A 12,139-nucleotide genomic window follows, 5' to 3' on the forward strand; every position below is an offset into this window, starting at 1 on the left:
AACAGGCGAAACCCTGTGTCTTTCCCACCTCCGCGCGCCCTGAAACACCGCCCCAGATGTGACGTGCGCGACGACTGGCCGGTCCGGACTGCACCGAACGGCCTCGGGGGCGTAGCCTTGATTCCCGCTGTCCACCACCATGTGAAGCGGAAGAGGGCGGTTGCCGCCGTGTCGTCACAGTCCCCGAAGACCTCGAGCATCTCGACCGACCAGGACGGGCAAGGAAAGAGCCCCGTCACCGGTTTCGGTCACAACGAGTGGCTCGTCGACGAGATCTACCAGCAGTACCTCCAGGACCCGAACTCGGTAGACCGGGCCTGGTGGGATTTCTTCGCCGACTACAAGCCGGGCCAGACGACGAGTGCGGAGCCGCAGGCTCCCGCAGCCGCCGCCCCCGCGCAGGCCGGGCCCGCTCCGGCCCCCGGGGAGAAGCCCGCCGGGCAGCCGCAGGCCACGGCCCGGCCGGCTCCGCCGCGCGCGCCGCAGCCGGCCGCCCCGCAGGCCCCGGCCGAGCAGCCGAAGGCCGCCGCGCCCCGGCCCGCGCCGCAGGCCGAGCAGCCGAAGGCGCAGGCCGCCACGCCCAAGGAGCAGCCGAAGAGCGCCCCGGCCGGCGAGGAGCCGAGCACCGGCCCCGAGTACGTGACGCTGCGCGGCCCCGGCGCCGCCGTCGCGAAGAACATGAACGCCTCGCTGGAACTGCCGACGGCCACCTCCGTCCGCGCGGTCCCGGTGAAGCTGCTCTTCGACAACCGCATCGTCATCAACAACCACCTCAAGCGCGCCCGTGGCGGCAAGGTGTCCTTCACGCACCTCATCGGCTACGCCATGGTGCAGGCGCTGAAGGCGATGCCCTCGATGAACCACTCGTTCACCGAGAAGGACGGCAAGCCCACGCTGGTCAAGCCCGACCACGTGAACCTCGGTCTGGCCATCGACCTGGTGAAGCCGAACGGCGACCGTCAGCTCGTCGTCGCCGCGATCAAGAAGGCGGAGACCCTCACCTTCTTCGAGTTCTGGCAGGCCTACGAGGACATCGTCCGGCGCGCCCGCAACGGCAAGCTGACGATGGACGACTTCTCCGGCGTCACCGCGTCGCTGACCAACCCCGGCGGCATCGGCACCGTCCACTCCGTGCCGCGCCTGATGCCCGGGCAGGGCCTCATCGTCGGCGTCGGCGCGATGGAGTACCCGGCGGAGTTCCAGGGCACCTCCCAGGACACCCTGAACAAGCTGGGCATCTCCAAGGTCATGACGCTGACCTCGACCTACGACCACCGGGTCATCCAGGGCGCGGCGTCGGGCGAGTTCCTGCGCCAGATGCACCAGCTGCTGCTGGGGCAGAGCGACTTCTACGACGAGATCTTCGAGTCCCTGCGCATCCCCTACGAGCCGGTGCGCTGGAACCAGGACATCGACGTCTCGCACGACGACGAGGTCACCAAGGCCGCCCGCGTCTTCGACCTCATCCACTCCTACCGGGTGCGCGGCCACGTCATGGCCGACACCGACCCGCTGGAGTACAAGCAGCGCAAGCACCCCGACCTGGACATCGCCTCGCACGGCCTCACCCTGTGGGACCTGGAGCGCGAGTTCGCCGTCGGCGGTTTCGCCGGCAAGTCGATGCTGAAGCTGCGCGAGATCCTCGGCGTGCTGCGCGACTCGTACTGCCGCACCACCGGCATCGAGTACATGCACATCCAGGACCCGAAGCAGCGCAAGTGGATCCAGGACCGCGTCGAGCGCCCGTTCTCCACCCCGGAGCGCGAGGAGCAGCTGCGCATCCTGCGCCGCCTGAACGCCGCCGAGGCGTTCGAGACGTTCCTCCAGACGAAGTACGTCGGCCAGAAGCGGTTCTCGCTGGAGGGCGGCGAGTCCGTCATCCCGCTGCTCGACGCCGTCATCGACTCGGCGGCGGAGTCGCGGCTGGACGAGGTCGTGGTCGGCATGCCGCACCGCGGCCGGCTGAACGTGCTCGCCAACATCGTCGGCAAGTCGTACGCGCAGATCTTCCGCGAGTTCGAGGGCAACCTCGACCCGAAGTCCATGCACGGCTCCGGCGACGTCAAGTACCACCTGGGCGCCGAGGGCACCTTCACCGGCCTGGACGGCGAGGAGATCAAGGTCTCGCTGACGGCCAACCCCTCGCACCTGGAGGCCGTCGACCCGGTCGTCGAGGGCGTCGTCCGCGCCAAGCAGGACATCATCGGCAAGGGCGGCACGGACTTCACCGTCCTCCCCGTCCAGCTGCACGGCGACGCGGCCTTCGCGGGCCAGGGCGTCGTGGCCGAGACGCTGAACATGTCGCAGCTGCGCGGCTACCGCACCGGCGGCACCGTGCACATCGTGATCAACAACCAGGTCGGCTTCACGGCGGCGCCGGAGGCGGCCCGCTCGTCGATGTACTGCACCGACGTGGCGCGCATGATCGAGGCCCCGATCTTCCACGTCAACGGCGACGACCCGGAGGCCGTCGTCCGCGTGGGGCGGCTGGCGTTCGAGTTCCGGCAGGCGTTCAACAAGGACGTCGTCATCGACCTCGTCTGCTACCGCCGCCGGGGCCACAACGAGACGGACAACCCCTCGTTCACCCAGCCGCGCATGTACAACCTGATCGACAAGAAGCGCTCGGTGCGCAAGCTCTACACCGAGTCGCTGATCGGCCGGGGCGACATCACCATGGAGGAGGCGGAGCAGGCGCTCCAGGACTTCCAGGGGCAGCTGGAGAAGGTGTTCACCGAGGTCCGCGAGGCCGCCGTGACGCCGGGCCAGGAGGAGTCGGCCCCGCCGAAGCCGGAGTTCCCGGTCTCGCTGGACACGGCGGTCAGCCAGGAGGTCGTCAAGCGGATCGCCGAGTCCCAGGTCAACATCCCCGACCGGATCTCCGTGCACCCGAGGCTGCTGCCGCAGCTCCAGCGCCGCGCGGCCATGGTCGAGGACGGCACCATCGACTGGGGCATGGGCGAGACGCTCGCCATCGGCTCGCTGCTGATGGAGGGCACCCCCGTCCGGCTCGCCGGCCAGGACTCGCGGCGCGGCACGTTCGGCCAGCGCCACGCGGTGCTGATCGACCAGAACACCGGCGACGACTACACGCCGCTGCTGTACCTGACGCAGGACCAGGCCCGCTACAACGTCTACGACTCGCTCCTCAGCGAGTTCGCGGCGATGGGCTTCGAGTACGGCTACTCGCTCGCCCGCCCCGAGGCGCTGGTGATGTGGGAGGCCCAGTTCGGTGACTTCGTCAACGGCGCGCAGACGATCGTGGACGAGTTCATCTCCTCGGCCGAGCAGAAGTGGGGTCAGACCTCCGGTGTGACGCTCCTCCTGCCGCACGGCTACGAGGGCCAGGGCCCGGACCACTCCTCGGCCCGCATCGAGCGGTTCCTCCAGCTGTGCGCGCAGAACAGCATGACCGTCGCGATGCCGACGCTGCCGTCGAACTACTTCCACCTGCTGCGCTGGCAGGTGCACAACCCGCACCACAAGCCGCTGGTCGTCTTCACACCGAAGTCGATGCTCCGGCTGAAGGCGGCGGCCTCCCGCACGGAGGAGTTCGTCTCCGGCGGCTTCCGCCCGGTCATCGGCGACACGCTGGTGGACTCCGGCGAGGTCAGTGCCGAGGCCATCCGCAAGGTCGTCTTCTGCTCCGGCAAGGTCTACTACGACCTGGACGCCGAGCGCAGGAAGCGCGGCGCGACGGACACGGCGCTCATCCGGATCGAGCGGCTGTACCCGCTGCCCGCCAAGGAGATCCAGGACGCCCTGGCGCCCTTCACCAAGGCCCAGAAGTACGTGTGGGCCCAGGAGGAGCCGGCCAACCAGGGGGCGTGGCCGTTCATCGCGCTGAACCTGGTGGACCACCTGGACCTGATCATCGGCGCGGCACCGGACAACGCGGACCGGCTGCGCCGGGTCTCGCGTCCGTCCTCCTCCTCGCCGGCGGTCGGTTCGCCGAAGCGGCACGCGCAGGAGCAGGCGGAACTGGTCGCGGAGGTCTTCGACCTCTGACACCCGCGCCGTCCCGTCACGGGCGACCGCGTCACCCCGGGGCCGGGTCTCTCCACGGAGGGGCCCGGCCCCGGGGCGTCGCGGGCCGGGATCAGCCCATGGCCGCCTCGAAGTCCCAGTAGGGCCGGACGCGGCGCTGGGCGGAGAGGGTGTGCGGGTGCTGCGCCCCCAGGGCACGCGTCAGGCGCTGCAACACGTCCTCCTCCTGCTTGTCGGCCTCGGTCCGCTCCCGCAGCGACCGCAGGTCGGCCGCGAGGGCCGTCTGCGCGGACAGCGTCAGCGGATGGTCCTCGCCCAGCGCGTGCCGGGCGCGGCGCAGGGTGTCGCGACTCAGCTCGGCCGCGTCCTCCAGCCGGTCGTTGAAGTTGCGGCCCCGGGCGGCGTTCAGCGCGCAGCCCAGCACCCACGGGTGGTCCTGCCCGAGGGTGACCGCGAGCCCGGCGTAGGCGGACTCGAAGACGGCCATGGCCTCCGCGCGTTCACCGGCGGCCTGCAGGACGAGCCCCGCGTTGGACAGCATGCCCGTGGTGATGGGGTGGGCCGGGCCCAGCACACTGCGGAAGACGGCGGACGCCTGGTCCAGGTGGTCGCGCGCCTGCCCGAGGTCCCCGTGCTCGCGCAGGTAGTTGGCGTAGTCGGTCTGGAAGACGGCGGTCTGGTGGTGGGCACCGCCGTAGGTCTGCTCGAACTGTTCGAGCAGGCTCGCCATGACCCGGCCGACCTCCTGGTGGGGGCTGCCCGCCCGGCGTTCGCACAGCACGAGGTTGTAGCGGGCCCACAGCGTCTGCGGGTGCTGCGCGCCGAGGACCTGGACGTGCAGGCGCATGCCGAGCTCCTGTCGGGCCAGTGCGTCGCGGTAGCGGCCCATCAGGCGCAGGTCGCGGGCGCAGGCGGTCCCGGAGTAGAGCGTCGCCGCGTGCCGGGAGCGCAGCAGGGACTCGCGCATCCGCAGCGTCTCGACGTCCATCTCGTAGGCCTCGGCGTAACGGCCGAGCATGCGCAGGGCGAGCGCGACGTTGTGCCGGTTCGTCAGCGTGGTGTAGTCCTCGGGGCCGCGCAGCAGGAGGGCGTTCTCCAGCACTTCGCGCTGGAGCTGGAGGGATTCCCGGTACTGGCCGAGGTAGTGCAGGTCCTGGGCGTAGGAGTTGCTGGCGGTCAGCAGGGCGTGCTGGTCGGGCTCCGCGCCGGCGCGGAGCCGTTCGAGCATGCTGCGGTCCAGCTCGTAGGCCGTGCGGAAGTGGCCGCTGTTGCGCAGGATGTTGCCCTGCTGGGTGGTGAGCTCCAGCATCGCCCGCGAGTCGGGGGCGAGGAACTCCGACCACTCCTGTCGGACGCGTTCGGCGAGCTGGCGGCCGAGGACGTACTCCCCCGCGCGCAGGCAGTAGCGCAGGCAGTTCAGCACGGTGGCCTGAACGCGGGCGTTGGTGCTGATGAGCGCCCCGGACGGCTCCAGGTGCGGAAGCAGCTCGGCGTAGCGCGGCCAGTTCGCCGCTTCGAGCGGCTGCCCGGGGTCCGCCTCCGCGAGCACCCGGCGCACGACACGGCGGTAGGTCTCGCGGTCCTCGGCGGTGGTGAGCCGGCCGGCGACGTCGTGGACGAGCCGGTGCATGTGGATCGTCTCGTGGCGCGGGCTCGGCTCGCCCGAGCTGGAGGCGTCGGCCGCGGTGCGGGTGTCGCGGGTGATGACGGAGTAGTTGACCAGCGCGTCCAGGGCCCGGGTCCAGCCGGCCGGGTCCCGGCCGATCCACGCCAGGTTCTCGGGCAGCTCCCCCGCCGGGATGCCGTGCACGAGGCCGATGGGGATGCGGCCGGGGGCGAAGCACGTGGCGAGGGTCAGCAGTTCGACGGACTGCGGCTGTGTGGCACGCAACCGGTTGATCATGATCGACCAGGAGGTGAGCGACGCGTCGGAGTAGCCCTCGAACTCCGCCCGGCCAGAGATCGGGTTGACGCTGTCCCGCACCAACCTCATGTACTCGGTGACCGGCATGTGCGACTCGCCGAGCAGAGCCGCCGCCTGCGCCAGCGGCAGCGGCACGTCGCGGTGCTCCACGGAGACGCGTTCGGCCTCGGCCGCGGTGATGTGCGGGGCCCGCCGCATCAGGTAGGAGATCGACTCGTACCGCCGGAAGCCGGGCACGTCGACCACGTCGACCACGCGGCCCCAGTCGCGGTTGCGCGAGGTGACCAGCACATGCCCCGTCTGGCCGGGCGGCAGCAGCACGTCGGCTCCGTCGAGGTCGTCCCATCCGTCGAAGACCAGGAGCCAGCGCCCGTACGGTTCGCCGCGACGCAGCGCCTCCCGCACCACGCGGATGCGCTCACCGGTCTCGGAGCCGGTGCGCAGGCCGAGCTCGGGGGCGAGCTCGCCGTACCGCTCGCGCAGCGTGCCGCGTTGGTCGGAGGGCACCCACCACACGACGTCGTAGTCCGGGGTGAAGCGGTGCGCGTACTCGGCGGCCAGCTGCGTCTTGCCGATGCCGGGCATGCCGACCAGCGCACAGGCCGACACGCCCTGGTCGACGTCCGTGAGCCGCTGCTGCAGCTCCATCAGCAGGTCGTCCCGGCCCGTGAAGCGCGGGTTGCGGAGCGGCACCTCGCCCCAGACGACGGGCGGATCGTTGGGATAGCGGGACTCCACGCCGCCGAGCGTGCGCTCCGGCGCGCTCGTGGACAGCCCGAGCCGGGTCAGCAGGCGCCACTCGGCCTCCTCGGCGCCGACGGCCCACAGGTCCACGGGCTGCAGGACGGTCGTGGCCGGCAGCAGCGTGCGGTTGGTGAGGTTGACGGCGGCGAACCGGTCGGCGTGCTCCCGCAGATAGCCCCGGAGGACGTCGTTCCACTCACCCTCCCGGCGAGGGCCCAGTTGAAAGAACCAGTCGCTCAGCACCAGGATCACCCGGCTGCCGGAGAGCAGCAGGTCGGCGAAGGCCGTCTCCAGCGGCTCCTCACGCGGCGGGTTCCAGCGGTACAGGGTGGTGGTGTGGCGGTACGCCTCCAGGCGCCGCGCGATCCACGTGGCCCAGGGCCGGTTGTAGCCGGGGAAGGCGATGACGAAGTGCTCGCTGCGGTACTCGTCCACACCGCTCCCTGCCGACTGCCGCTGTGCGGCCATGCGCACGTCTCCCTCGTTGCGTAGGACCGCGCCATCCACGTCGACTGACGCGAGAGGGCATCACTCTACGTCACGATCGCTGGCTCTCGGTCAACCGTGGGGGATGCCGGGCCGATTCCCCAGACTCCGGTGGTACTCGCTCATCCCTATCGCGAACTCACGTCCAGCGTATGTGAGTTCGGACGAATTGAGGAGGACGGGAAGGGCCTGGCCGACCTGTTCCCAGCAGCGTTCGTATCGCTCCCGCGCGGCCTCCCGGACGTGCGCGGGGGCGGTGGTACCACGGGCGAGCCGGGCCCACAGGTCGGCCAGCGCCAGGTGCGCGTACGTGCCGTGCAGGACGCCCCGCACGGGACGGGGGTCGGCGCGCCAGCCGACGGTGTGAAGGGCTCCTCCCGCACCCGTCGGGAGCCGGAGGGCCTCCGACGGGCCGGTCGCGTCGTGCAGCAGGGGGACGAGGTCGTCCACGAGGTCGAGTTCGGTGTGGTGCGTCTCGTGGACGATGACGGCCGCCAGCTCCGCCGGTGAGCCGGGCCGGGTGGTGAGCAGGGCGCCCGGTGCCGCCCGGGTCGTCGCGCTGAGCCGGCCTCCGGCGGCGGCCGGGCCGTCGTGCGGAGTCGCGCCGAGCGGTACGACGGCGCGCAGCAGCGACCTCGCCTCCAGCGCCCGGAGGGGATCGGCGGTCAGCAGGACGGCCAACGCCGCGCGCCAGCGGTCCGCCCACGGGTACGCCCCCACCTCGACCCGGTCCGCAGCGGTGTGGGGTGTGCCGGTGGGCAGTCCCACCCCGCCTGCCGGCACGCGGTAGGGGTCGACGTCCTCCAGCCACACGCCAGCGCCGGGAAGCCGCCGCGGCTGCCGCCACCCCGGCCCTCCCCCGGCCAGAATCGGCCCCGGGGCCCCACCGGACCGTGCGGGCAGGCGCAGCAGCACCGCGCCGCCCGGTCGGCGCGGCGGCGCCAACCAGGCGGCGCCACGCCGCGCGGTGAGCCGGACCCACGGAGCGGTCGTGTGGAACACGCCCACGCCGGGTAGCGCGAGCACTCCGCCTTCCGTGGCCAACTCGGCCGAGAAGGAGGTGCCCGTGCGCAGGGCGACCGCAGAGGCGGTGGCCCCGAAGGCCGTCAGCGCTCGTTCCAGCCCGATGCCGTCCGGCGCGCGCAGTGCGGCGACCAGCCGGGCGCCCACCGTCGGATAGCCGAGCGCCGCGCGGGCCGCCCGCGGGTGGCGGGACTCGGCACGGGCGAGCAGGGCCCAGTGGAACGCGAACGCGCGGCGCGCCTCGGGCCGGACGGCGTCCGGGTACCGGCGCAGCCGGGTGTGCAGGGCCTTGAGGAGCACGAGCCGACGGTCCTCGACCGCGCGGTGCAGCAGGGCCAGATCGCCCGGCACGGGGCGGGTGGTCGCCAGGCGGGCGAGAGCCGGGCCCGGCAGCCGGGTCGGCTCCGTCACGCCGGTCGCCGCCACGGACGCCTCCTCGGGGAGCGCCTCCGGCGGCCGTGCCGCCCCGGAGGAATCTGGCTGGAAATCACCTCTCCCTCGACGCCCGGCGCAGGCCGGCCGAGGGAGGGGACGCCTCCGAGTCCGTGCCTCCTCCGCACCACACCTCGGCCAGCACCTCCGGGTCGCGCAGAAGGGCGTCGACCCGGGCCGAGAGGTACGGATCGGTCAGATCGGCCAAGGCCGCGAGGGTGACGTCGGCGAGGTCGGGTAGGGGGCGGGCACCGGGCGCACGGCCGGGCCACGCCGTCTGCACGTCCTTGGTCACCCTGCGCTCTCCTCCCCGCTGCCACCCACCGAACGCGCCCCGAACGGCTGCACGGTTCTTCCCGCCGTGCCGGATACGGAAACCCGTTCGGTCGCGCTTCGGTCACCGGCCGTCGAGTCCGGCCAGGCGCTGCCGGGTGGCCTCCACCTCCTCCCACGGCACCGGGTCGAGGTGGGCGACGAGCCGCCGCCACTCGACCGACGCCTCGCGGTAGGACTCCAGCGCGGCTCCGGGCCGTCCCTCGGCCTCCCGCAGCTCCCCCCGGGCGTGCAGGGCGCGGGCGACGCCCACCGACGGGCGGTCCTTTGCCGCCGCGCGGGCCTCGGCGAGCGAAGCGTCGAGGGAGGCCGCCGCGTCCGCCCGGCCCCGCGTCGGGGCCGAACCGTCGTCCGCCCCCTGGACGCGGCCGAGCTCCAGCCAGGCGGCCGAGCGCAGTTCGGCGTCGGCACCACGGCGCGCGGCCTCGGTGAGCAGGTGCAGCGCCTCGTAGCGGTCCGGCGGGAAGCGGTCCCTGCGGTAGCGCACGAGCAGGGCGCGGGCGAGGAGCAGCTGGAGGCGGGAGAAGAGCGGGGAGCGGCCCGGCACGGTGGCGAACGCCTCGCGCAGGACGCCCTCGGCGCGCGCCACGGTCTCCGGGGACGCCGTGGGGGCGTCGGCGCGGGCGAGCAGGTCCGCGCCCCATTCGGCGAGCACCTCGCACCGGCGCACGCTGTCGCGCGGTGCGCGGTCCGCGATCAGGTCGTAGGCGGCGTCGGTCTCCTCGGGGCGCCCGGCGTCCGCCAGGGAGCGGGCCCGGATGAGCAGCAGTCGATCTCTGAGGGCCGGGTTCTCGTCGTGCCGGCCGGTCAGCTCGTCAGCGCGGCTCACGGTCTCCAGTGCCTCCTCGGTGCGGCCGTGCAGCCGCAGGGCCGCGGCGAAGTCCAGCAGGGCTCCGGCCCGCAGTTCGTCGGGCACCTCCGCGGCCTGTGACTGCTCGCAGGCCGCGCGCAGTTCGGCCACCGAGCCGGCGACCAGCCGCGCCCTGGCCCGGGGTACCGGTTCGGCCTCGGCGCGGGCCGACAGCGCCCGTCCCAGACGTAGGTGCCGCGTGCGGCGCTCTTCAGGAGGCAGCGTTTCCGGTTCCAGGCCACTCAACACCTCAACCGCCGAGTCGAGTTGCGGAAGGCTCCCGGTGGTCAGCCACGTGTCGTGGTGGACGGCTGCCAGCTCCAGGACGGCCCGCGCCCGCCAGGGGTGGCCCGGCCCCGACCGCAGCACGGCCTCACCCAGCCACGACGCCGCCTCCTCCAGCAGCGCCCGGCGCGCGCCGGTGTCCCGCCGGACGGCGGGCGTGCCCGCCAGTGCGAGCAGGGTCCGGCCGAGGGCGAGCCGCGCGCGCACCCCGTCGGCGTCCGCCGCGGCGTCGGCCTCGGCACCGTCCAGGGCCTGGGTGGCGTAGTGCCGGGCCTGGGCCAGCAGTGCCGGGTCACGCTGCCGCCGCCACTCGCGCAGCAGCGACTCCGCCTTGCCCAGGGAGCCCGCGCCGTCCTCCGTGGCGGGCGCGGGCTGGAACCAGCGCACCACGCGTGCGGGCACCTCGGCGAAGAGCGACGTCTGCGAGGTGACGCCGCCGTCGTCGTCCTCCTCCCCGGCCAACGCCCTCGCCTGACCGGCGGCGCCGCCCGCCGCACCCCCCGCCGGGCCGGAGGTGAGCCGGGCGACCGCCCAGGCGGGGAAGTTCCGGGCGCCCCTGCCGAAGTGCCGGGCGACGAGCTGCGAGCAGTGGTGCAGCACGTTGGCCGCCGCGTCCTGCCCCAAGGACTCCAACAGCATCTCGCGCACGCCCCGCGCGAAGCGGTAGTGCGGCCCGGCGCCGATGCCGTGCGCCGGGCCCTCGACGGGTCCCGGCACCTGCCACAGCAGCCCGCCGAGCAGCACCTCGGCCAGCTCCATCGGCCCGGTGCCCGGAAGCAGCGCCCGCTGCACCAGCTGCATGACCGGCAGCGTCGTGGGGGCGGCGGCCAGGTGCGCGGCGAGCCTGCGGGCGCCCGGTGAGGCGGTCGCCGTGAACGCCCGCAGCACCTCCTCCGGGCTCCGCGCCGCCTGTCGGTGGGGGCCGGGAGCCGCGGTGGGCGGGTGGTCGGGCCGCAGCCAGGCGGCGGCGCCGCGCACCGCGACGTCTCCCGTGCCGGACAGGAGCCGCGCCCAGGCCCCGAGGGCGACCGCCGTGGGCGAGAGCACCGGCACCGGCCGCGCGCCGGGCGCGGGGTGTGCGCCGGGCCCGTAGCCGTCGGGGCGGAAGCCGGGCGGGCCGCCGGCGGGCTCGCGCAGCAGCCGGCCGGGGACGGCGGAGAGGGTCGTGCGCGGCCACAGCCGCGGCGGCAGCGGTTGCACGACGGCGACCGGTGCCGTCCCCGCCCAGCCGTGCAGCATCCGCTGCGCCGCGCCGCTGCGCCACAGCGGTCCCACGCCGTCGCTGACGACGAGGGTCAGGCGGCGGCCCGTCGGATCGCGGAACTGGCCGGGGGCGCGCAGCCGGGGCGCGCCCCCGCCGGCCGAGGTGCCGATGGCGGCGCCGCCGTCGGGGGCGGTGTGCAGGTAGTGGGCCTGCACGTCCCGGAAGACGCCGATCTGTTCGCAGACCTGCCGCAACTCCTCGAACATGCGCTCCCACACGACCATGGAGGGCGACGTGTCGAGGAGGAGCTGCATGTCGGTTCCCCAGCGTTCGACCGGGCGGAAGACGGGCCGCAGGACGCCGGCCCGGGCGCTGAGGTCGGCCGTGGCGTCCTCGTCGAGACGATAGCGGCCGGAGCCGGTCGGCGGCCGGTAGCCGCGCAGGGGGTGCAGCGCGCGCTGCAGGTCCAGCAGGCCGGGCAGGGCGGCGGCGGCCGGGGCGCGGACGGGGAAGGCCGTCGGCGCGGACCCGCCGTCACCCGGGCTCGGGTCGGGCGTGTCCGCTCCGGGGCCGCCGTGGACGTCCGGTCCGGGGGTGAACAGGGGCACGGGCGGCGTCGCCGGGGAGTCGCCCGGCCCGTCGGGGTCGTCGGGCGGTTCCGGTCGGCCGGAGGGGGACGCGGGTGCGTCGGCGTCCGTCGGCGCGGGCCGGTCCGGTGCCGCGCCCCGGGCGTCGCCGGGTCGTCCGGCGCCCCCTCCGGAAGCCGCCCGGGCCAGCCAGAGGGCGTCGGCGAGGTCCTCGGCCGTCGGGTCGAGACCGGCCGCCCGCAGCCGGGCCAGCAGGTCGCGCAGCGGCCCCTGCGACGCCACCA

5 protein-coding genes are annotated in these 12,139 nt (G+C 73.8%); 1 reads left to right on the forward strand and 4 read right to left on the reverse strand.

The window, feature by feature from the left end:
• The first annotated feature begins 168 nt into the window (after window positions 1-168).
• The gene (locus tag IF129_RS19290) at window positions 169-4,008 is read left to right on the forward strand and encodes a multifunctional oxoglutarate decarboxylase/oxoglutarate dehydrogenase thiamine pyrophosphate-binding subunit/dihydrolipoyllysine-residue succinyltransferase subunit (RefSeq protein WP_191210986.1); all 3,840 of its coding nucleotides are present in this window, start codon (window positions 169-171) and stop codon (window positions 4,006-4,008) included.
• A gap of 91 nt (window positions 4,009-4,099) precedes the next feature.
• On the opposite strand, the gene fxsT is transcribed toward IF129_RS19290, so the two are convergent.
• From fxsT to IF129_RS19310, 4 genes are all read right to left on the reverse strand, one after another.
• Window positions 4,100-7,123, reverse strand: coding sequence for an FxSxx-COOH system tetratricopeptide repeat protein (gene fxsT, locus IF129_RS19295; protein ID WP_191210987.1), 3,024 nt, complete (start codon window positions 7,121-7,123; stop codon window positions 4,100-4,102).
• A gap of 90 nt (window positions 7,124-7,213) precedes the next feature.
• Window positions 7,214-8,590 carry an aKG-HExxH-type peptide beta-hydroxylase gene (locus IF129_RS26990; RefSeq protein WP_191210988.1) on the reverse strand — a complete coding sequence of 459 codons (1,377 nt, stop codon included), beginning with the start codon at window positions 8,588-8,590 and terminating at the stop codon, window positions 7,214-7,216.
• A gap of 61 nt (window positions 8,591-8,651) precedes the next feature.
• Complete coding sequence (locus IF129_RS19305; RefSeq protein WP_191210989.1) at window positions 8,652-8,891, reverse strand: hypothetical protein; 240 nt, start codon at window positions 8,889-8,891, stop codon at window positions 8,652-8,654.
• A 102-nt stretch (window positions 8,892-8,993) separates the two neighbouring features.
• Window positions 8,994-12,137: an SAV_2336 N-terminal domain-related protein gene (locus tag IF129_RS19310; protein WP_191210990.1), complete on the reverse strand. Its 3,144-nt coding sequence runs from the start codon at window positions 12,135-12,137 to the stop codon at window positions 8,994-8,996.
• Window positions 12,138-12,139: the final 2 nt, after the last annotated feature.

The sequence above is a fragment of the Streptomyces chumphonensis genome, assembly GCF_014779715.1.
Lineage (GTDB): Bacteria > Actinomycetota > Actinomycetes > Streptomycetales > Streptomycetaceae > Streptomyces > Streptomyces chumphonensis.